The 23,631-nt window shown below is 33.6% G+C and carries 16 protein-coding genes; 6 read left to right on the top strand and 10 right to left on the bottom strand.

The features are described 5' to 3' along the window. The 3 genes from ACAM30_RS13670 (at position 1) to ACAM30_RS13660 (ending at position 7,010) form a co-directional block, all read left to right on the top strand. Positions 1 to 5,475 (top strand): ATP-binding protein, encoded by a 5,475-nt coding sequence (locus tag ACAM30_RS13670; protein ID WP_369615165.1) that lies wholly within the window; start codon positions 1 to 3, stop codon positions 5,473 to 5,475. Next, positions 5,468 to 6,145 (top strand): PP2C family serine/threonine-protein phosphatase, encoded by a 678-nt coding sequence (locus tag ACAM30_RS13665; RefSeq protein ID WP_369615164.1) that lies wholly within the window; start codon positions 5,468 to 5,470, stop codon positions 6,143 to 6,145. Before ACAM30_RS13670 ends, ACAM30_RS13665 begins: the two co-directional genes overlap by 8 nt. Before the next feature lie 400 nt (positions 6,146 to 6,545). Continuing rightward, complete coding sequence (locus tag ACAM30_RS13660) at positions 6,546 to 7,010, top strand: RadC family protein (RefSeq protein WP_369615163.1); 465 nt, start codon at positions 6,546 to 6,548, stop codon at positions 7,008 to 7,010. A gap of 7 nt (positions 7,011 to 7,017) precedes the next feature. On the opposite strand, the gene ACAM30_RS13655 is transcribed toward ACAM30_RS13660, so the two are convergent. Further along, positions 7,018 to 8,109 carry a hypothetical protein gene (locus ACAM30_RS13655; protein ID WP_369615162.1) on the bottom strand — a complete coding sequence of 364 codons (1,092 nt, stop codon included), beginning with the start codon at positions 8,107 to 8,109 and terminating at the stop codon, positions 7,018 to 7,020. Positions 8,110 to 8,647: 538 nt separating this feature from the next. Between ACAM30_RS13655 and ACAM30_RS13650 the strand changes: the two genes are divergently transcribed. Further along, positions 8,648 to 9,640: an HNH endonuclease signature motif containing protein gene (locus ACAM30_RS13650; RefSeq protein WP_369615161.1), complete on the top strand. Its 993-nt coding sequence runs from the start codon at positions 8,648 to 8,650 to the stop codon at positions 9,638 to 9,640. A gap of 136 nt (positions 9,641 to 9,776) precedes the next feature. Beyond that, positions 9,777 to 10,913 (top strand): hypothetical protein, encoded by a 1,137-nt coding sequence (locus ACAM30_RS13645; protein ID WP_369615160.1) that lies wholly within the window; start codon positions 9,777 to 9,779, stop codon positions 10,911 to 10,913. Positions 10,914 to 11,834: 921 nt separating this feature from the next. Here ACAM30_RS13645 and ACAM30_RS13640 read toward each other — a convergent pair. The 6 genes from ACAM30_RS13640 to ACAM30_RS13615 all read right to left on the bottom strand — a co-directional run bounded on the left by ACAM30_RS13640 (position 11,835) and on the right by ACAM30_RS13615 (position 18,326). Then, on the bottom strand, positions 11,835 to 12,887 hold the full coding sequence (locus tag ACAM30_RS13640; protein WP_369615159.1) for a serine hydrolase domain-containing protein: 1,053 nt from the start codon (positions 12,885 to 12,887) through the stop codon (positions 11,835 to 11,837). 199 nt (positions 12,888 to 13,086) lie between these two features. After that, complete coding sequence (locus ACAM30_RS13635) at positions 13,087 to 14,220, bottom strand: nuclear transport factor 2 family protein (RefSeq protein ID WP_369615158.1); 1,134 nt, start codon at positions 14,218 to 14,220, stop codon at positions 13,087 to 13,089. A 43-nt stretch (positions 14,221 to 14,263) separates the two neighbouring features. After that, on the bottom strand, positions 14,264 to 14,725 hold the full coding sequence (locus tag ACAM30_RS13630; RefSeq protein ID WP_369615157.1) for a nuclear transport factor 2 family protein: 462 nt from the start codon (positions 14,723 to 14,725) through the stop codon (positions 14,264 to 14,266). 104 nt (positions 14,726 to 14,829) lie between these two features. Then, on the bottom strand, positions 14,830 to 15,861 hold the full coding sequence (locus ACAM30_RS13625) for a helix-turn-helix domain-containing protein (RefSeq protein WP_369615156.1): 1,032 nt from the start codon (positions 15,859 to 15,861) through the stop codon (positions 14,830 to 14,832). 397 nt (positions 15,862 to 16,258) lie between these two features. Beyond that, positions 16,259 to 17,509, bottom strand: a complete 1,251-nt coding sequence (ccrA, locus tag ACAM30_RS13620) for a crotonyl-CoA carboxylase/reductase (protein ID WP_369615155.1) — start codon at positions 17,507 to 17,509, stop codon at positions 16,259 to 16,261. Between the two features lie 115 nt (positions 17,510 to 17,624). Further along, positions 17,625 to 18,326 (bottom strand): 4'-phosphopantetheinyl transferase superfamily protein, encoded by a 702-nt coding sequence (locus tag ACAM30_RS13615; protein WP_369615154.1) that lies wholly within the window; start codon positions 18,324 to 18,326, stop codon positions 17,625 to 17,627. A gap of 243 nt (positions 18,327 to 18,569) precedes the next feature. Between ACAM30_RS13615 and ACAM30_RS13610 the strand changes: the two genes are divergently transcribed. Further along, a complete protein-coding gene (locus ACAM30_RS13610) occupies positions 18,570 to 18,821 on the top strand; it encodes a hypothetical protein (RefSeq protein WP_369615153.1) in 252 nt (83 codons plus the stop codon). Between the two features lie 199 nt (positions 18,822 to 19,020). Here the strand turns inward: ACAM30_RS13610 and ACAM30_RS13605 are convergent, their stop codons facing one another. The 3 genes from ACAM30_RS13605 to ACAM30_RS13595 all read right to left on the bottom strand — a co-directional run bounded on the left by ACAM30_RS13605 (position 19,021) and on the right by ACAM30_RS13595 (position 23,585). Further along, positions 19,021 to 19,392 carry a hypothetical protein gene (locus tag ACAM30_RS13605; RefSeq protein ID WP_369615152.1) on the bottom strand — a complete coding sequence of 124 codons (372 nt, stop codon included), beginning with the start codon at positions 19,390 to 19,392 and terminating at the stop codon, positions 19,021 to 19,023. Then, the gene (locus ACAM30_RS13600) at positions 19,392 to 21,767 is read right to left on the bottom strand and encodes a penicillin acylase family protein (protein ID WP_369615151.1); all 2,376 of its coding nucleotides are present in this window, start codon (positions 21,765 to 21,767) and stop codon (positions 19,392 to 19,394) included. Before ACAM30_RS13600 ends, ACAM30_RS13605 begins: the two co-directional genes overlap by 1 nt. A gap of 165 nt (positions 21,768 to 21,932) precedes the next feature. Continuing rightward, on the bottom strand, positions 21,933 to 23,585 hold the full coding sequence (locus tag ACAM30_RS13595) for a cyclic peptide export ABC transporter (protein ID WP_369615150.1): 1,653 nt from the start codon (positions 23,583 to 23,585) through the stop codon (positions 21,933 to 21,935). Between the last annotated feature and the right edge of the window lie 46 nt (positions 23,586 to 23,631).

Genomic DNA, 23,631 nt, shown 5'->3' with positions numbered 1-23,631 from the left:
ATGAAAAGTAATTTTAAACAAATATATTATTCAAAAATCGTTGAATTGATTACCAAAATTCATCGTAATGAATTCCAGAATGCCAAACCAGGTCATTGTATGAAAATTACTGGTTTAGGTGCTCATCAATTAGTTGTGCTTTGGGAAGAACTCAAAAAACAATTCTCAAACATTGATGTGTTTATCATTAGTGAAATGGAGGAAGAGGAGTGTTATATTTCAGCAACCAAATTAATTGAATTTAGAAACAACCAACAAAGACCTTTATTGATTCTTATTCCAGCAAATAACAGAACAGCTGCTGAAGACTCATATGGTAACGCTACATTTAAAGAAATTGCGTTAGACAACATTGAACAAGAATTACTAAAAAATTTGATTAATGAAATACCTTCCGAATTTAGAGTGGTTACAAAGGCTTTTGACGATATCGTAAAACCTGCTAAAAAAAACAAATTTAACTATATACTCTATTTAATTGGTTTAACCGAAAATAATTTTGAAAAAGAGTATTTCGGTAAGCTATTGCATTTTCTAGAATTACTACCTGATTTAAACCTACTTCAAGAAGTAAATCAAATCCGTTCCCGACTAACTTTAAATCAAGACAGTTGTAGTTTATTGGGCGCTTTCAATAAAACTTTATACGATAGAGTCGACAATTTAAAAATAGAAAAAGATACAATTCAAAAAGATATTGTGAATCTTTTCAAAAAAGAAACCGATATCAAAACGATTGCAGATTTAGTGAATACTATTGCCGAAAACCAATCCAACTTATGGTTTAACAATTGGAAAATTCCTCTCTTAAATTTTGAAGAAATTAAACTAGAGATTCTTGAAATCAGATCTACTGATTTTGTTGAAGAAGAAGGAAGAAAAATTTTAAAAGCAAAAGAGAACGCAAACTCTAATGTAGTGATTCGTTTCAAAACAACTCCTCCTCCGAATCAAGTGGATGATTTAAAATTCTTCAGAGTAGTCTTAATGGCGGTAGATGGTTATGCGGGCATCGAAATTAATACATTGAGAAAATTAAGCAACACTACGGCTAAACAAGAATATAGAGAAGCTAAAATTGAACTAAATCCTAATAATTTAGAAGAAGGTTCCTATTTCTTTAAAATCATTGCTGAAGACCAAAATGGTGCAATTCTAAACCACAATGACAATTTTCAAAGTATTCAAATTCAAGAAGCTTGGGAAAAGGAAGGAAAAACGAAAGAAGCTAAAGACTATTTAAATTTCAAATTAACTTGTGATACCGAAGATTTTGAATACGAAATAACTGAAAATCCAGAGAAAGAAGAAAATCAAAGAAAAGATAAACTAAACAATGTACTGCAAGGTCATTTTAAATTCAATATCGATTTATTGAAAAATGGTGTCGAAGCAGACTTCCCTCTTCCTAGCGAATCTTCAAATATTTGGTTAAATGATGATAAACCGAAGGTTAATTCCGTATTTCATATTAATTATAATAGCAAGCACAATTACCAAGTTATTATTTCATCCAAGCTTAGATTGATCCAAAATGAATTATTAAAGCAAGCGTATAATATCGGATATGTCAATGTTAAACTAAGTAATAATTACACGAAATTAGGATTCGAGAATATAGAATTCATAACGAGCACTTTAAATGATATTGTCCCTAAGAAAATGGTAAGTGCACGCGATAATGTTTTCAAAAAAATCATTGCTTCTAATATAACTAACAACGGGATTTTTGAAACGGCTAATATTGCCGAATTTAAAGAAGACATTAAAGAATATTTAGATCTTTATAACAAGTGGCTTAGTGAGTTAAATAAAAAAATTAGCAAAACAGATATTGATACTTCCGAACAGGATAAACTAAAATTAGTATACGCAGAAATTCAATTTTTAGATCTTGTTAAGGTTAAAACGAAACTTCCGAATAACGAATCGATAAATGCCGTGCTTTTATCACCTTTACATCCTTTACGATTAGCATGGTTTTACAACTTAATTGAAGTATTTGATGACTGGCAGGAAAAAACAATGCGCTATAAAGATCATCTTAAAGAATGGGCTAAATTACAAGAATTATTCTTAGGCAAAGTACATCCATCCAATAACCCCTTTGTTATTGTTGATCCTTTTAATTTCGATAATTATGAATACGCTGGCGAGCTTACTTTGGGCTGGGGTATTTACTTTAATGCTGATTACTTAAAAGGGAATGATAATTTAGTGCCTGTAACACATCAATTAAAACAGTACTACAAGTCATTATTAAATATTACAAAAGACAATTACTCTGACAATGAAGTGAGTAAATCGTTACTAGTAAAGCACTTGAAGAACTTTTTAATACAACACCCCTATACCGATAAATTAGTAATTAATTTATTCAATGTGGGAGATGCTGATAAATTTGCAGAGGCCTTTGTTGAGATAGGAAAAACTTCGGAATATCAAGATGTAAAATTTGAAGTTCGAATTTTTGTGGGTAATATTTCTTTAATTGAACCTGGTAATGCTTTAAAAGAATTAATTAATCCAGAAACAAATATTTCAGAAGAAGCGGAATTATTTTCTCAAGCTTCTGAAAATAGATTGTTTCCGAAATTAAGATTTTCCATAAACGAAATAGGCGATTTCTTAGTAGCTCCTGAAGAATATAATGCACATATTAGCTTTTTAGTAAATCCTTTTAATTCTAAAATTACCCTTATTAAACCAAGTAATGAGTACAAATCTGATTGCTTAAATGGGATTTTAATAAGTAACTCTACCGAAGTGAACATTGACAAAGAAAAGGATTTAATGAGGTGGATCAATTATATTGATGTGAACAAGGCCAAATCTGCTATTTCAACAAATTTATTTACAAATTTTCAAAAAAATATTGCATGTACTTTAGCCTCTCATAACACAACTTCACTACCTGCTATTCAATTAGAACTTAATGATCGTGACAAAGTCTTAATTTCTCATTTACACGAATATTCAGATTGGGTAGTAACATTTGATAAAAATTTAGGCCCTCAAATCTTTGACCAGCCTTCCACAGATACCGAAATACCATTCTTACTTGATTATATACCTAGTGAGGATGTTACAGGTATTTCTTCTTACCTTACAACTAAACCATCTTCAGAAATAATTGGATTATTGAGTCCTCATTTTGAAGAATTTGGTCTTGATACGAATACCGAAGAAGGGGTCTTGTGTATCAAAACATTATTAGAAGATGTTCGAGCTATCAGTAGTTCACTCGTACTTCAACTCAACTCTTCAAAAAATAAAGCTTTTGAAGTAATTGGTTCCGCTTTTTCTAAAAGAGTACTCCAAAAAAAAGGTTTATTAGATAATGCCTTTATTGTTCCTATCGATTTACATCAAGAATTATTTGAAAACTTAAGCTCTGATTCAAAAAGTAGAGCCGATAATTTAATTGTGACAATTGATGCACAAACTCGAACGATTAATATTGCAGTATTAGAAATAAAATGCAGATCATTCATTAATCATGTCGAACGAGAGGAGTTGAAAGCTAAAATAATAAGCCAAATTGAAAATACAATCTTAGCGTTAAAAACTCATTTTGATCGTAATGATTTTAAATCTGAAGACAGACTCGATCGTGAAATTAAAAATTTAGATTTGAAGCGCATTTTTCAGTTTTATATTGAAAGAGCAAAACGTTACCAATACCTATCTGAAAACGCATATCATTCCTATATCAACTTCATGCAAACATTAAATGAAGGTTTTAAATTGAGTTTTAATAAAATTGGTTTCATTTTCGACTTTTCCTTTGATAAAAGGCATCTTAAAAAAGTAGACGATGATAATACAACCTTTTTTACATTTGGTCATTCTTTAATCAAAGAAATTTTAGACGCTAACTCTGATTTAAATACTACAAGACTTGAAGATAATGAGCTGTCAAATGAATTAGCAAATAGCATTAATGTAAAGGATAAATTAAAACCATTTCTAAAGAAATTTGAACCAAAGTTAAAACCAAGTCAGTCAGAAGCTCCAGTTAATCCTAAAATTTATGAAAATGAGAAAAAAGAACTCGCTTTTGCAAGTGAAGCAATCAAGGATGAAGATAGTTCTTATACTATTGATAATGCAAATATAGTTCAAACTACAATTCATTTAAATGGGAATCATTCTGAAGTTAGTAATTTAGAACCATCAATTGAAATAGATTCAACTTCGCCTAGCACGGTACAGTCAAATTCAACTACTACTGAAACGAGAACAGTAACCGAAATCATAGCTCCTAAATTTGACATTATGATTGGTAAATCATCGCCATCAAATCAGTACGGTTTAATTGGAACATCAATTCATAGTAAAAAAATTGCTATTGATTTATCTGAAACCAATACTATAAGTTTGTTTGGTGTTCAAGGTGGTGGTAAAAGTTACACTATAGGAACAGTTTCTGAAATGGTCCTCAAAGAAGTGCAAAATGTAAATATTTTAAAGAGCCCTCTTGCCGGTGTAATTTTTCATTATAGTGAAAGTATGGATTATGAACCTGAGTTTACCTCAATGATATACGAGAACAATGAAGAATATGAATTGGCAATTTTAAAGGAAAAATACGGTGCAAATCCTGCCTCCATTAAAGACATAGTACTTTTAACCCCTACTGATAAATTAGAAGAGCGTAAACGAGAATTCCCTTCTATCGAAATAAAACCAATAGCATTCAATTCTCAAGAATTGAATGTACAAGATTGGATGTTTTTGTTAGGAGCAATCGGTAATGATTCGGCTTATATAAGACAACTAAAAATGATTATGAGGTCCCAAAGAAATAATCTTTCTTTGAATGGTCTTAGAGAAAGTGTCGAAGAATCAGAATTATTAACGTCATCTCAGAAAGCATTAGCGCGTCAAAAACTAAATTTTGCTCAAGAATATATTGATGATACTATTTTTATGCGGGATAATATTAAACCTGGCAGATTAATCATAGTCGATTTAAGAGATGAATTCATTGTTAAAGACGAAGCCCTTGGTCTGTTTGTCATTATGCTTAATATCTTTTCAAGTGTGAAAGAGTATAACCATATCCCTTTCAATAAGTTCATTGTATTCGACGAGGCACATAAATACATGGACAATAAAGATTTAACGAATAATATCGTAACTGCCATAAGAGAGATGCGTCACAAAGGGGTAAATATCATGATAGCAAGTCAAGATCCTCCAAGCTTACCAAACGAAATTATTGAATTAAGTTCAGTCGTATTGGTTCACAAATTTAATTCACCTCAATGGCTAAAGCACATTCAAAAATCCATTAACCAGTTGAGTACATTAACTCCTAATGATTTGAGTATGTTAAAACCAGGTGAAGGTTTTATTTGGGCTTCAAAAGCAACAGAAAACAGTATTACCAATACTCCGGTAAAGATTAACACAAGACCTCGTTTTACTAAACACGGTGGAGCAACATTAAAAGCTGATCGAAGTGAATAATGTAATAGTACATACTGGAATAGGTAAAAGAAAAGAAAATCAGGATATAATTTTAAATGAAGTATTATATCCTGATACTTTTTTGTATTTAATAGTTGACGGTATGGGTGGATATGACAAAGGTAAAGAAGCTGCCATACTAATCGCCAATTCTATATTTCATTATTTGTCTAATTCCCACGAAATAAATTTTTTAAAATTAGATGAAGCTATTAAAAAAGCCAATTTAGAAGTCAAACATTTTAATGTCGAGCACAACATTAAATCAGGTGGTACACTAGCAGGTATAATTAAATCAAATGAGATTAGTTATTTATTTTGGGTTGGCGATGTATCAATTTTTCTTTTTAAAGAGAAGAATGTGATTTTCAAATCAAAATCTCATACATTAATTAATGATATGGCTGAAAAGCAAATGTCAATCTCTCCACAAATTATAGAGAAATACAAACACATAGTGTCTAGCTCTATTTCCGGTAAGAGAGAAATTGTAACTAAAGGCATTTATGCTCTGGATAACCATACTTATGATTCTTTTTTAATTTGCTCTGACGGTGTTACAGATACCGTTACTCCTAGTGATTTTATGAATATCAAGCTAGAAGATTTGAACATTTTATTGAGCAAAAATTCGAAAGATAATTACTCTTACATTTTTGATCATAAATAAAACCAATTTTTGGAGTTGTAAGAAAGTTAACAGTTAATAATAGTTTACCAATTAAATTAAAAAAAATTAACGGTTATACTCCAAATGGTATGAACTCTGTACCGCCATGATCACATTTAATAACAAAAGTCTACCGTTATTAAATTTGTAGATTTTTCAATTTCTAGTGACTGTGGAGAGGTTCTAACCATAGTTATATTGAATTTATTTTTTGACTGCACAAAAGGTACATTATTATATCTCATTTAATTTCGTCACAAAGTTCGGGAATCATCTGCGGGCGCTTGCAAAAAATTCCCCCATAAATGCAGGATAATAATCCTGCTTTATTGCGTTGCTTTTTGCGCTTGCTAGATGAATCCCGATTGATGTTCCATAATTAATTTAAAATTTAGAAATTATGGAAACTTTAAATCAAAACTGGCAGATTGTATCGGAAATTGAATTAGTATACAAATCAAAGATAAAAATCTCTGAAAGACCTCAGATCAAATCCTCTCAGGACGCTTATCATCTTTTGAAATTCTCATGGAATAAGGGTAAAATTGATTACTTTGAACAGTTCAAGATATTGTTTCTGAACCATTCATTCAAGGTCTTAGGTCTTTACGAAATGTCCTCAGGAGGAATCACGGGAACTATAGTAGATCTTCGAATGATATTCTCGGCAGCCCTGAAAGCAAATGCTACAAACATTATGATTGCACATAATCATCCATCAGGCAATACAAGCCCCTCAGAAGCAGACAAACATATGACTGCAAAAATAAGACAGGCCGGCGAAGTGCTTGATATAAAACTACTGGATCACCTAATCATAACCTCGGAGACATATTATTCCTTTGCGGATAAAGGCGCCTTATAGGCGCCCTTTACCATTTTTTATACTGTTTTAAGTCATGTTTTGTAAAGATGTCATCAGGGGCACATATGAGAGGATCTATCCAGTTGATCTTTTTTTCAGCCCAAATTATCCATTGCTGAGTCTGTTCATCTAATGGATCGGTCTGCTTTTGAACAGCTTTTACATAATTCCGTAGTTTAGTCACCTCATCAAATCTTTGTGCGTCCTCAAGCAAGACTTTGAAATTCTGCACTTCCTTATGTTTTCTCTCGACTGCTTCCCTTTCAATAGCCTCCTGTTTTTCCCTTTCTATTTGTCGTAGTCGGCTTTCTTCCTGCCATTTCCTTTCCTTCTCGGACATGATTTCCAGCTTCGCAACAATCCTTGCCAGCATTCCTTCCAAGAGTATCGCTCCATCACGCCATTCTTTCTGGTCGGAATACTTTCCCACCTGAAAAACAAACTTACCAGTTGGTATTAGTTCAGTTGTGCTGTATCCTTGTTTTGAAGGCACCCGTTTATTTGCTTCCCGAAGTTGCACCTCGATTTCAATGCCACCCACAACTGCTACCGTGTAACCATACTGGTTCTTCCTTAATTCATGTCCACGGTACTCAAGAAGTTTAATGAATGCATCCATGAAACAAAATGCTCTAGTCATAAGCGCATCAGCTACATGCAGATATAGACCTTCCCTATCTGGCTCCCAGTATCTTTTGCTTTTGTCGCGTTTGTTCCAGCTGTCTTTAGTAATCTGTATGAGCTTATGAGGCTTATTTAGTTTTTCCCCAACTCCAAGCGGAGCTTTCGGATCTTTTTCGATTTCTCTTGTAAGTATTACTATAGGCGATGGAACCGGTATGTGTTTTTCCGTTTCATACTTCTTTTTCAGGATCTCCACTGTCTGGGATCCTGTATAATTTTGCGGTAATTTAGTCTTCCATTCCCTGCCGTACCTAACCTGTACCCAGTAGCTGGCATAAGGGAGGGGAACCTGCATTTCTGCACAGGCTGTACGGAGATTGTAACTGGATATGTCATAGAGTCTTGTGATCTGCTCAATGGTCTTTTTCCACACTAGTTCGCATAACTCCTCGCGTGTAAACGTGATTGTTTTCATAAGCACTTTGTTTTACACCCAAAACGGCAGGAATGTAGTTCATATTTTATAATAATAAATTAAAGTCTTGATAAATATCAGATCTCGCTAAATTACAAAACTCTTTATGACTCAAACTGCAAGATTTTAGAGGAAACCAAATATAATTTATCAGATCCCGAAGAAAAATGGTTCAAGAAATTGGCATTTTAAATAGGAATTTCAATTTTCTCTGAATCTTTTGCTTTTCAAATGTGTTCTTTGGAGAAAGTGTTGCATATTGCAGTTATTGCTTTCTATGCAATTGAGCTTAAAATTGATTAATTCCGTATTAAAACTACCAAAATTTGTATCCATGTTACTATTAAAAGCATTCTACAAATCAAAGTCTTTCTGATGATTTATAAGTTTATTATTATATATTTGATAATAAATAAACCCTGATGTTTATCAGACATATCTACCCAATTTAAACGAGATAAATCTGATGTTGTCAGTAATACATACTAGTTAGAGGTCAGGATAAGAAAGTCCGTCGTTAAAAACATGATAAGACATTATGGTTAACTTGGAAAACTTTAAACAAGAAAGCGAATGCATTTATAAAAATGAGCGCTACCGTGTTCGTGATAACGGAGCGGTGTTTCGTTATCCAATAGAAGGAAAACGACCAAGACCTACAGACAGCAATTGGAGTTTTGGTAAATTAAACAGCAAAACGGGATATTTAGAAATTGTATCTGTCGTAATTCATCGCATAGTTGCAACCGCATTTCATGGCGAACCGCCAACAAAAGAACATGTTGTTGACCATATTGATACAAACAAACAGAATAATCGACCCGAGAATCTACGTTGGGTAACTAGATTAGAAAACATTTTGCTTAATCCAATAACAGCAAAACGTATAGCCTACATTTGTGGTAGCGTAGAAGCATTTCTAGCTAATCCAGCGCAATTTCAAGATAAATTTCAAAATCCGGATTATAAATGGATGGCAACAGTTAGTATTGAAGAGGCACAGGCAAGTAAAGAAAGATTATTGGCTTGGGCAAAAAGCGATAAACCATCGCATGGCGGTTCATTAGGTGAATGGATTTATAATCGAAGTCTGTCAAATCAATTCGTTGATTACGTTGAAACTGAAGTGGAATTCATAAATTCTCTAACTCCATATGCTGTTCAAAAAGCTAGGAATTGGAAAACACCGACTGAATTTCCTTGTTGTCCACAGGAAAAAAACGAAAATTCGATAACCGCGTATGCTACAAATCTAAATTTAGGAAATGTATTTTCCCTAAACCAGTACACTAGTTCAATTATTGAACGTTTTGCAATTTCTAATGACAAAACCACATTGTGGATCATGTGCAAAAGCGGTGATGAAAATCCAATAAAGCCTTATTCATTGGCAGAAATAACTTTTCAAAACGACGTTTTCATACACAATAGTCTTGGAACTTTTTTTGAAGAAAATGGAGCTGAAAAGCAATTTATACTTGCGCAAGGATTGGAATGGACAGGTGGAGATTCTATAGATGATTATTGTTAAATATTATGCCGAACCACTAACAGCCTGATTTGACAAATCCGAAGAATGGCTTGATTCCCCAAACCCGCTGTAGTGCCATAGCGTTAGTGGCAATGTTACAACTACATCTCGATTTACAACTAAAATAATAAAATAAATGGATGCTTCTTTATCACTTAGACGACCAAATAATTGGCAAGACTTCGAGACACTATGTAAAAAATTGTGGGGAGAAATTTGGGATTGTCCTGAAATAAAAAAGAACGGGCGTACAGGACAAACCCAACATGGAGTTGACGTTTATGGAATTCCATTTGGCGAAGACAAATATTATGGCATCCAATGCAAAGGAAAAGATGAATACACTAATAAACAGTTCAGTGAAGAAGAAATACAAGAAGAAATTGAAAAAGCTAAATTATTTCAACCTCCATTAAAGAAACTATACTTTGCAACAACAGCAGTTAAAGATGCTGGAATAGAAGAATTTATTCGAAAACAAAATATTGAAAATATAACCTATGGACTTTTTGAAGTTCACATATTTTCTTGGGAAGATATTGTTGATTTAATTGACGAAAATAAGCGTACTCACGACTTTTACGTAAAAAGCCAAAACTTCAAAACGAACAAAAGTGTTGCTGTGACATTCAAAGACAGTTTAACTGAAATTACTCTGACACCAAGATACAAAAAGACCATTACTCATTACAAGCAAAAAATTGTTCCAGCACACCCTTACAACAATCCGTTTGCACATATACTCGCACAACAAGAGAAGTTTAATAAGCCCTTAAGCGGATTTATTGTTCCCACTTCAATATCAGGGACAAAAATCAATCTCAGTTATTGCAAAATATTCTTCGAAATTCACAATACAGGACTTGACCCGATTGAAGAATACAAATTGTTTTTCAGTTTTGATGGTGAAGTTCTTGACTTGAAAGAAAGTAATGAAGAAAATTATGGAATAGCAATGATTTCAGCACATCAGTATGTAACAGACGTGTATCTATGGACAGAATCTATGTCAGGGAAAGTGGTTCCTAAAAAAACAATCTTAGTTGGAGACGATACATTTATTTCTGACGATATTTTCATTAAACCCGTACCAAATGAATATGAAATAATTGTTAATTGGAAACTAATCTCAAAAGACTTCAAAGACGAAGGGCAACTTAAAATTTTAGTAAAACCAGATTTTGAAAGAGTATATCAAGAATTTTTAGTTGAAGACCCTTTGAAAGTAGAAACAAAAGAAAGTGATTTTGAAGAAATGATAATTGATAAATAAGACGATAAGTAAAGGCAGTCACCGATAAACTAGTACAACAGGTGTTATCAATTGACTTTATAGAAAAATTGGCTTGTATTTGAATGATTTACCAAATTCGAAGAATGGGCTCAATTTATGTACAAACTCGCAGTTTAGAACGTTTCATAAAACTAAATTAAGACACAAAAATTTCTTAATCATAAAAAAGTCTAAGAATCTAAAATCTCTATTTTTTTATTTTCTGGTGACCTTGATAGAATTGGAATACTTGATTTATATAAACTCTAAAATAGCATTTTAAGATGCGAATGCAAAAATCGCATAATAATCTGCAATAATCTGGTTAGATAATTGAATGCTTCCCGCTCAGAAATATCTCTCGGAACTATGCTTTTAATGTAATAAAAAATGTTTTATATGTACTTTAAATATATTTATCATTTTGTAGCGGGAACAGGACTCGAACCATAGCTTTAAATTTGCTTGAAATCTTTACATAAACACACTAAGAGATAATTTTTAACAACCCGAAATTTATATAAAAAACATATAATATTTTTATCTGTATGTATCTTTTTCCAGCTTGTTGACATTTTTTTTTAGAAGAAGTTATAAAAGTAAATCAACATGAATCAATAACAAAACACACAATTTCTTTCCAAACTTTAAGAATCACATATTCATTTTCTTGAAATTCTCCAGTTGTTTCTCGATTTTTTTTCCTACATTTACGGAGGTTAATAAACCCAAGAATTTCAAGAGTGCCCTATTAGTGCCCCTTCATTTTTGAAAAAATATAACACCCAGTGTTTGCTGGGGCTTACGATACAGGTGGCGGAGCCTCTTTCTCCGCTGAAGACAAAACCCTCAACATTGTTGAGGGTTTTCTTTTTTAATAGCATAAAATTGATCCATACAAAATCTGTATAAACTTAAAAATTATAGAGAAGACATATCAGCAATCTTGTTTACCACTTCATTTATTCCGTTTAACTTGTCGGTGGGTATAAACATTCCGTTTGCCAGAAGAATTATGGTCAGTTTTTTGTTGGGGAATTTCCTAAAAGCAGTGGACACGCCACCGGAAAAGCCATACGACACTTCTCCTTTAACTTTTATTAAGTCCAATCCATAAGTGAAATCTCTTTTAATTTCGTAATCAAAGGGTTTTAACAATTGAACTTTCGTTTGCTCTGAAATAAATTTGTTGTTGTCCAGTTTCCTATCCCATTCTACAAATGCATCAAGTGTTAAATTAAGGGCAGCGGCTCCATATTCATATTCCGGAAAATTCCAGTTCCTTTTTAAAATCTGCTCATTATTTGCTGTATTGACATAGCCATAGGTTAAATTTTCAACAACTTTTAAATTATTACCTTCAAAGACTGCTTCTTTTTCTGATGAAGGAAACTGAGTTTCTATGATATATTCACTTAACTTTTTTCCTGTTACTTTTTGAACTATGCGGTTTAAAAGCCAAAAGTTGGTTTGGTTGTAATCGAATTGGTTTCCCGGGCTGAACTTTATGACATCCCTATATACTTTTTGTTTTGCATCTTCTTCTTTCAAGTCCGTGTACTCAACGATATCCGGTAATCCCGATGAATGTGTCAGTAGATTTTTAATTTTTACCTTTTTCCAGCTATCGGGTAGATCTTCTATAAAATCCGATATGGGACTCTCCAATGACAGCTTGTTTTGTTCGATCAATTGATAAACTGCTACAACTGACATTACTTTTGTAGTCGAGAATAAGGGAAACAGCGTTTTATCTGTTACCGGAACTCTCATTTCGATATTGGCCAGTCCGTAATTTTTTTTATGTATTATTTCTCCATTTTTAATTACCGCCAAGGCCAGGCCCGGGATCTGGTACTGCTTTTTAATTTCTACTATATAGGCGTCAATCTTTTTGTTGCTTTTGACTTGTGCCTTTGTATTTATTGCCCAAAATGAACCTAAAATTATGGTCAATAAAAATCTGATTATCATAGGATTTAATTAATTTTAGTTGTTTTTTGAAATATTTTCTGTGCTATTACATAATACTTCCCACTAGTTGCAGTTTGTCCAAATAACGATTTTCAGGATATTTGACTTTAATTTACCCCAATACATTAATAAAAAATTCCTGATTTTTTCATTGATTTCGTTATTTGGTCAAACTGCTGTTAGCGAATGTTTTTAGGATTTATTCTTTTTTAGGGAGTGCTATCCAACTGTAGCTTTTATGCACTATTTTCCAGTTTCCTCCATATTTGAGCAATAGGAAATAATCTGTAAAAGTGCGCCAATTGGGTACTTTAATCTCTACTTTCGCGATTGCGGCATCTTTCTCTATATCAATTGCTAGAATGCGTCCGATTCGGTTTAATTTTTCGCCTGTTTTTATGTTAGCAATATATTGTTTACCAGAACGTTTCCACAGCGTATCATTGGTTACTGTGTACAAGTTAAAATCGGGATGGAAGGCTTTTCGGAGTCTTTCGGGCTGTCCTTCTGCCGTACCTTCAATATAGTCTAACAGAACTTCAGTGATTTGATCAAAGTCGTTTTTTGCAGTATTATTGCCTTGCTCTTTATCGTTTTCCCTAATTAATCTTACCACTTCATTAGCCACTTTTGTACCTGAAGTAGGATCCTGCCCCGTTACAAACCTGCCATCTGTTATATAAAAAGCGTCTCTTCCTTTGTCTGAATACACAAAATTACCTTTATTGTCAATAATTGCTTTATTTATAGCAAAAGGGTATGTTTTGTAATAAGGCATCTCTTTGTTCTCAAATTCATCCGGAAAACCGGTGATCTTTCTTCCCGCATAGAGTGAAACTCCCTTCTCGTCTTTCAAATAAGCAATTCCCGCCGTTCCGTGACAAATCGTGGAGATAATTCCATTCTTTTTATAGATGGCTGCTGCTAATTTCTGAATGGTTTTGTTTTCGGCTACGCCAAACATTGCGGCACCTCCACCCGTATAGAATATTGCGGAATAATCATTGGCCAAAACTTCCTCAGGCTTTCTGGTATGTTTTAATTTGCTCATGAACCAGCTGTCGTACAAATATGTTTTTTGAATACTGTCTGAAGAATTAAAATACCCTATCGGAACTGCTCCTCCATTCGGACTTATAAAATCAACTTTGTAGCCTGCCTTTGTAAATATATCGTAAGGAATTACAATTTCTTCAAAATGATTGGATGTACTTATCTTTGTATTACCATAAAATTCCTGATTTGAGGTGACAAACAATATATTTTTCTGTGCATGGGTACATTGAGGATACAGCCCCGTAAAAGCTAGTGATAAAACGATTATTTTCAACATTTTCCTGGTGATTATCGGTTTTAGTTTGAAAAAAAGTACTGAATTACCCTTTTGTTTTTGCTTCTACTTCAACCGTTTTATGAGGAGTACGGGTTGAAATTTTATCTACAATAAACCAACCCTGATCTGTTTTCAGAAGATGGAAATAGTCCACAAACAATAGCTTTGCAGTACTTATTTCTACTTTGGCGCTGGCAGCATTATTGGTAAAATCAATAGAAACGACACGACCCGACCAATAATCCGGTTTAACATCACGTTTTTTGTATCCTACCAGATACTTCGATTTGGGAACGACTACAAATTCTTTTTCTCTGAAGCCTTTCAACTGCCAGGAGCTGTGAAATGACTGACCTACTTTAACAGAGTCACTGGTGGCCTGACCATCCAGGTAGAGATTTAGTGTTTTTTGAATCAAACTCCAGTCATCAGTAGCATTTTGACTTTGGGCATTTGATTTAAAAAACAACAGACTTAATCCGATAAACAAAAACACTTTTTTCATTTTTAAAATTTTTAGGTTATTAATAATGAGTGCAAATGTCCGGTATCGTCTTAATTTACTGGGTTTAGATTATAAAGCTGAAGTCCCATTCTATAAATTAGAACTCATTTGGAGTACAATTTTTGATATTCGGTGGGGGTCAATCCGGTTTGTTTTTTGAAGGCGGTGAAAAAAGTTGATTTTGAATTGAAACCGCTATCATAACCCAAACTTTCGATAGTATAGTTTTTTTCGGTTTCTAATAGCTCTTTTGCTTTCTCGATTCTGTATTCTTTAATAAGATTGCTGAAGGATTTGCCCAACACTTCATTTACATATTGTGATAAAATATGTTTGGTTACTTTTAGTTCTTTTGCGGCTTCTTCCAAAGTGAAATTGGAATTCAGAAAAAGCTCTTTTTCTACTATAACAGAAAATTTTTGACTAATCAGATCTAATGTCTCTTTATCAATAGTTTTGTTTTTGTATCTCTCTTTTTCCTGAAAAAAAGTGGTTTCCTGACTATTTCCGTAAATTAAAAGTAAAATGATCAGGTATAAAATGAAGGTGAACGATAATGCTCCAACGATATAAGAAGTGTAGGCTGCAAAAGTATAGGCAATCCATACCAATGCAACTCCAAAATAGATGCTAAGGAACCATACTTCTAACTTTTTTAAGCTCTCCTTCTCTTTTATTTTCTGAAGAATTGGCTGAATGTATTTAAAAGAAAAACCGATATAAACCAGCCATTGAAAATATATGGCTTTTACAATCCACCCGCGCCAGATTTGAGGATGCTCTACATAAGAATAAAGGCTTCCCAGAATTGCCATGATTACCAGATAAGGTATTGTATGTGTAATCCAGACTGATTTGGAATAGGGACTATAAGATCTGAGGTATAAAAATAGAAAAGGACCAATAAGAATGCAGGCCGAAAGCCCGATTTGAATAAAAGTATTCGATAAGTGCGGATTAAAATAAAAAAAAACCGATTTTATAATTCTGATGCTTAATACCAGTAATAGCAAGGATAAAAAATAGTTTGCAAAAATTTTCTTTTTGGCATTTACCGCAAAATATAAGGAAAGCAGGAAACCATTAAAAGCTCCTAAGGCACTAAAAAAGAATAACAATTCATGTGATGTTAACATTCTTATCTGTTTTTGGGTACGGTTTATTGGTTGATGATCTCTGATTCTAATGTATCTTCCAGGCTCTGTTATTGGCCGGATTTACAGAAGAAATATACTTTATTTTCTCTGCCAAGATAAAGTTTTTTTTATGAAGAAAAAATGCAATCGCAGTAAAAACGGACAATTTAAAAGGGGTACTTTTTTTTGACTATTATGTCTTTTGAATGGTAATGAAAACTCTTTTTTTTGTTCTAAACAATTACTGTTACCATAATCGCTTCCAACTAAAACAGATCACATCCAAAAATTGTTACCGCGCATAAAAAAACCTCCAGAATCATATGATTTTGGAGGTTTCGATTTATTTTTGTTTTAGATGTTTGTTTTGGTATAAAAATAACTTTGTGCTGTTTTATCAGGAAGCAAGACTGATTACAATGTTTCCATATTCAACACTATTATCAAGCATTTTTTGATGTGCTAAAGGCAGCTCGTCCCAGGTAAACACATCAGATATAACAGGATGGAATTTTTTCTGTAAAATCAATTGATTGGCGTGATACAATTCAGACAGGGATGCAAAATGAGATCCTTGTATTCTTTTTTGTCGCATCCAGACAAATGAGGCATCAAAAGACATATTAAATCCTGATGTAGCACCGCAGAAAACAACCATACCTCCTGATTTTACCACATAGGTACTTACAGGAAGGGTTTGTGAGCCAATATGATCGATGACAATATCAGGATTGACTTTTTTACCTAATATGTCCCAAATGGCGCTTCCAAATTTCCTGACTTCTTTTAAGTATTCTTTGTATTCTTCTTTATTACCAATGTCAGGTAGAGCTCCCCAGCAATTGAACTTTTTTCGATTGATATAACCTACAGCTCCAAGCTCGAGACATTTTTCTCCGCGCTCATCGCTTGAAGTAACGGCTACTGCATTTGCTCCTGCCAATTTAATTAACTGAATGGCGGAAGCTCCCAATCCTCCACTTCCACCCCATACCAGTACATTGGTTCCGGGCTTCAAATCGTTTGGAGCAAATCCGTAGAGCATTCTCCAAACTGTGGCATAAGTTAACATATAACCTCCTGCTTCTGCCCATGTTAGGTGTTTGGGCTTTTGTAATAATTGTTGTGCACGAACTTTGGTATACTGTGCAAAGGAACCGTAAGGGGTTTCGTAACCCCATATTTTCTGGGATTCGCAAAGCATCGGATTACCACCATTACATTCCTGGCATATGCCACAGGTTTGTCCGCAGTGTACGATGACTTCATCTCCAACTTTAAATTTAAATTCCGGATTATTCTTTAGCCCTTCTCCAATTTCCCATACTATTCCGGATGCATCACTTCCTGCAATGTGAAAATCTTTGCCGTGAAATGCAGTAGGCGAAGCTGGCTCCCCTAATCCGGCCCAAAGACCATTGTAATTTACTCCGGCAGCCATCACTTTAACAAGAACTTCGTTAAATCCTAATTTAGGGGTTTTAACCACTTCCTGCTGAAACGCCTGATAAGGAGTTCCATGATTTTCCGGTCGGATGACATAGGCATGCATTAAAGCGGGGGTATGTCCTAATGGCGGACATTCATCCATTTCATATAAGTCTTTTAAAAGTATATCTCTTTCGAGTTCAAGTAATAATTTCTCCATAATTAGGTTCGTTTTTATTTTTAATTATTTTCTTGCTGTAGTAGTTGTGCAGCCTTAAATCCCTTCTGCGACGACTGCCTGCAGTTCGCAGAAGGTCAATTCTATTTAAAGGCTGCTAAAAAAGGACATGGGTTTGTCTGGATTTTATTTGATCGTACTTTGTGGTAATCGAACAAAACTTATTATCAATTTTAAAGCTTTTTGTATACCAGGTATCTTCACCGTAGGTTACATGACCTTTATTGATCTCAATTTCCGTAAGTGGAATAGACATTCCTTTTCCTATTGCCTTGATTACTGATTCTTTTCTGGTCCAGAATTCATAAAACTTATCCAATCCTTCACGATTGATTTCTGCAAATTCCTGAGTGGAAAATACATTTTCGAATAAGGAATAATTGATTTCATTGATTTCTTCAATGTCAACTCCTATTTCCTGTTTGCTAAAAACACATACAACTGTATTGCCGCTATGTGAAATATTAAAATTAAAACTGCTGTCTAACATATAAGGTTTCCCATAAATGTCCTTAACAATTTTATCGAATTCAAATGTGTTGTTTCCCAGTATGTGAGATCCCATACAAACCATTAGTTTTCCAAACAAACAGTTGTATCTGTCATCCCATCTTCTGTATTTAAGTACTTCCTGTCTAAATTTTTGAGGTAAAAATTCCAGATAGTATTTTAAAATACCCTGATCCAGATTACTATCACTTGAATACTGAAATAAGTAATATTCATCTTCTTTTAAATCTATTTTAGGAATGGATTCAAAATCATTAAAGGCTAAGTAATGTGTCGAATTTTGCATCATACTATTAAGGTGTATAAAAATTTACAATGAGGTTTCTCGCTGTATATTTTGCATTAGACTTTACCAATATTTTATATTTTTTTAGTTTCAATGATACATCAGTATAATTGAAATACTGCTCTCAGTACTGATTACAATGCCATCAGTTGTTACTTGCAACAATGACATTATTTTAACTGTTTCATATCCTCATGGAATATCTACGGATCTGATAAATCAAACTATTTTTAAATCTCCAAACGGTTGTTTACAAATAATTTATTCCGTTTTAATTACCCTCTTCAAGGTCATATGCCGGCTGAAGAAGCAGGACTGAATATTGCTGCTTTTAAAGGACAAACTGCTTTATTTTTTGCCGTAGTGTCAGTTGCTGATACGCCTTGTTTGATTAAACTCAACTTAAGCGCGCACATTACTCCATTTTTAGCGCAGTTACATTTTGGCTTACTATCTTTCATCTTTTTGGTGTTTTGGGTCGTTAATAATGTTTTTTAAAACTTAAAAGCTTGATTTTGTCGGTTTAGGTAAATTTTGCCAGCTTTCAAAAATCTTACTCCAATAGACCGCCGTCTCTTTTAGAAAGAGACGGTCTGTATCTATCAGAACTGTAATCTTAAATAAAAAACTATCCGGTGTTACGGTGCTCTTCAGCCCTTATCCGGCTTGTCTAAATTTTTAAAACTTCATTGAAAACTTACGCCTGAAGGGCTCTCTTAAGTTTTCTTTCTAAAATCAGTGTACCAATTTTATAACCAAAAAAGAAAAGAATTGCGGTGTTTAAAGCATTAAACAGTGGGAAAAGAACGTAGATAAAAAGGCTGGATAATCCGATATTTACAAGAAGTTCTTTTACATATTCTACTCTTGATTCATAAATAAGGAATACGGTCGTAGATACCACGAGTCCAATTAAAAAACACTTTAGAAAAACGCTTTTGTTTTCAATTTTAAAACCTGCAATAAAACCTGTTACAATGGTAAGGATCAATATTACGGTATAGTTGTTTATTAAAAATTGTGCTAGTAATACAACTATATAAGGCAAGTAATTCAGTATATTTTTCATTAGTTAAATTTTAAAGTGGTTATAATGTTTTCCAGTTTCGCAGGGTTCGCAACAAATTGGCTTTTTTTGTACTGGCCTTTTCTCCAGGATTCGATTTGATCTTTGTAATGTGTAGAATTTATCAAACCGCTCTGACCTCCGGCTAAAATCGTATGTGCCTGTATGTTTCCGTTTTTCACTTCATATACGGCACGGAAGACCGGATGAAACTTTTCTGTATTGATATTAATGGTATTGACATTACCTCCGATATTATCAATTTTTTCTCCCAATCCCGGGATAAACATCATATTGTTGATATCAAACTTAGACATCTTTTTGTAGGTCACTTTTTTCCATTGATCGCCGTAGCTTTGCGTTAGGGTATCAAGTGTTCTCTTGAAAATAGCGTCTACGATTTTTTGTTTGTCATCACCTCCCGGAAGGGTGTATTTTTTATCGTTTAAATACTTTAAGAAGTTTTGCAACGACGGCTCTTGTTTTACCTGTAATTTGTTCTTTGCAAATTGCTTAGCTTCTTTTATGGAAACTTTTCGCAGCATTTCAAAAACTAATCCCTGATTTCCGTCGCCTTTCATATTTCCATCCCAGTTTTTTAACTCTTTCACAATGCTATTGTATTTCTCTTTTTGCGGATAGTTGTTCATTAATGTTTTAAAATCATTAAGGGAAATATCAACGACATCACTTTGCATTTTCTGAATTTCAGGAACCGACCAGTCTTTCTTTTCTTCCAATACCGAGTAAATACGTTTGGCTCTGTAATCGTCTTTTGAACCGTGTGCTCCAAAATAAACATTGTTTTGGATTGGCTGCTGGTTTGCTGAAAACAAAAATCCGTTATCTGGATTGTAAGCCGACCAGAAAGCATCTAAAGGTTTCACCGGAGTATACTTTTTACTACCATCTAATACCTGGCCTATGTAATCGCTGCTTCTTGCCGGTAATTCACCCGCACATACAATTCCAATATTATTGTTAACATCGCTGTAAGCAAAGTTTTGTGGAGGATAGCTGTAGTCTTTTAAAGCTGTTGAGAAACCATCCCAATTTTTACTTTTCATGACTTCATACATTGCTTTTACAGAGTTGCTTTTTTCTGCAGCGTACCAATGCTGTGCATAATACTGCCCATTTTCTTCTTTTATGACTTTTCCTTGTACTGTACTTCTGTACTTTTCGATATAATCCGGTTTTCCTTTTACTTTGATCGTGTAATTTTTAATCTGGAAAGGAATCCATTTTCCTTCATATAAATACAGACTGTCATTTTTTACCTGAAGTTTGTATCTGTCTACCAGATCCCATTCTCCATTCGTAATTCCCCATGAAATTTTATCATTGTGACCGCTCGCTATCACCGGAACACCAGGAATTGTGAAACCATATGCTTTAAAACTTCCTGTTACAATGTGAGCTTCATAAAAAGCTTCCGGAAGGGTCAAATACAGGTGAGGGTCATTTGCCAGAATATTATTTTTACTTTTTGTTTTGGTATTGTTTACCACCCAGTTGTTACTTCCTACGCCCTGATAGAACTTATGATTGGTCATCAATTTTGCTCCCAGATCAAATAACGACGGTTCTTTTTGAGTGGTCTCTACTGAGGCTGTTTCTAAAGAATGAGCTCCTAAACGCGGCAGGTTAGTACTTGAAGGCAGTAAACCGGAAGGCAAAATAGTATTTATTCCTTTTGGCTGTAAAGGATAAAAATAAGTGATCTCCTGACCCGGTAGTTTCTCTAAAATTTCCTGCTGATCAATATGGTGATCAAAATAAGTCAGAGTATAACTCATATACCAGGTGAATAGTAATGAATACTCGGTTTTCCATTTTCTAGGCGCTGTACCTAACGCTTTATACAAAGGATCTGTATTCTCACTATTGTTTAAATAGGCATTTACACCATCAGAATAAGCTTGTAAATAAGCATAAAATTCCGGGTTCTCTTTTTTATAAGTCGCCAGTATCTCTTCTGATTTTCTTTCAAACTCATACGGTTTCCAGAATTTATCCGATTTTAAGGTTCCGGCCCATAAAAACTCTGATAATCTTCCCTGTACGATTCTTGAGATCATCTCCATCTGAAAATACCTGTCTTTTGCATGCATGTACCCCAGTCCGTAGGCCGCTGCTGTTTTTGTAGCTCCATAAATATGCGGAATTCCAACATTGTCTACATAGATGTCTAATTTTTGATCACTTTTTATCTTTTGAATTCCATCACTTTGTAAAGGCACAGACAACAGACCTGTTTTATAGGTTGTTAATTTTCCCAGGGAGCCAAATGGACCCAAATTAAAGGTTGTGATAAATATCCAAACTAGGGACAATAACACAAAAAGCACTACTTTGATTGTTTTGTTTCTTTTCATTTTTTTCAAGATTATATCTTTAGATAATAGATTTTATACGTTTAGTGGGTCTGTTCCTAATTTTTTCATTTTGCAAAGCATATAAGGCCCCTCTCTCTTTACCGGAAAATAAAAAGAGAGCTGTACGGGGCCAAAAAGGAAATTATTAGGTTATTTTAAACTGTTCTAAAAGATTTCGGCAAGTTCAGAAATGTTTGTTTTTTCTAATTTACCATACTCCATTTTAAGTAAAGTATCTGCAGTATTGTAATATTTGTCATCGTGTGTGATGGCTATGATTGTTTTATCTTCATCGCGAACCAGTGTGGCAATAATTTCGGTATAAAATTTATGTCTGAAATGCGGATCCTGATCTGCAGCCCACTCGTCCAGTACAATTATAGGTCTGTCTTCTAAAAGTGTATTGATTAAAGCGATTCGTTTGCGTTGTCCGGTAGACAAGTGAGTGGTCGAAAAATAACCGTCTTTTATGTGCACTTTTCCTTCTAACTCAAACAATTTCAAATATTTATTTATTTTATCATAATCCACATTTGTTATTCCGTAGAATTCATCAAACAAATAAAAATCACTAAAAACAGGAGCAAAAAGGTTTTTTATTTTCTCTAATTCTTTTAGCGGAACTAATTCCCCGTCGATATAAGCTTCTCCATTATCTAAATCGTAGAGATTTAAGACAGTGTTAATAAAAGTTGTTTTTCCTTCTCCGTTTCCTCCGTATACAAAGACAATCTCGTTTCTTTTAATGTCGAAGTTAATTGGCCCGACTGAGAATTGATTTTCTCCAAAAGAAAAGGCATAGTTTCGTATTTTTAAATTTGAAAAATCTTTGTATTCTTCTTTATCATCAACCTCTTTCAATTTTTCAAGTTCGGTAAGTTCTTTTTTTAGCTTTTCCATTTTTTTCAGGGATACCAAAGCTCTGTTCATTACCGGAATAATTGACATTACACTTACAATAGGTCCCATTAAATACAATAAAACAAAAATGAAGTTTATTTTGATTGCTGTAGGCGTTTGAAAAACTGATCCAGCAAACACCAGAATAAATGTAATGAGGCTATAAAATAATAACTGACTTATTATCTCGCTATTTAGATACTTTAAAAGTGCCGTAACATATTTTTCTTCGCCGGTTGTGGCAATTTTCATTACTTTCTGATCGTAAATCTGAGTTCCTTTATCGCTATTGATGTTAATTTCTTTGGCTCCGTTCAGAATGCTGTTAAAAATTCCGATAAAGACTTTTTCCAGCTCCCTTACTTCTTTTATTTGTCGATTACTGGTTTTTGCCCTCAGCGTATATATGCATACTCCTACTGCAATAACAGCAAGACTGACTGCGAATAGTTTTAAAGACAAAAATGCCATATAAACCAAACAGGCGAGTATTAAAATAATCGAAGAAAAAAAGGTAATAATCATTAAGGAAGCATTTGAAATATGATTTACGTCTGTCGCCAATGTCGTATATACTTCCTCTTTGTATTCCTGAAGTTTTCTGTAAGGTGCTTTAAGAATTAATTTTATTACATCTTTTCTAATGTCCCAGTATATTTTTTGAGACAATCGAATAATGCCTTCTGATAACCATCTGCGCGAAACAAAAAATACAGCAATAGTTCCTGCAAAAAGGTACAGATAATTTTGCATGGATACTGTTTCGGTTGAGGTTATAGAGTTGCTTATAATTTTATTAATTATGGTGATAAATGCAAATCCCGACAATCCTGAAACTATAGCCAGTAAAGAGTATCCTATCAAGGGTCTTAAAGGTATGAGTTTAAAGTCGCTAATTTCTGATATATTGTTTTTCATAGCTGTTTTTTAATAAAATGGTAAATAGTCCCCGGCCCCACTACGC

The organism is Flavobacterium sp. CFS9, assembly GCF_041154745.1.
In the GTDB taxonomy this organism is placed as follows: Bacteria; Bacteroidota; Bacteroidia; order Flavobacteriales; family Flavobacteriaceae; genus Flavobacterium.
The sequence above is the reverse complement of the archived record's forward strand: the minus strand, read 5'-3'. Positions and strand labels throughout refer to the sequence as shown.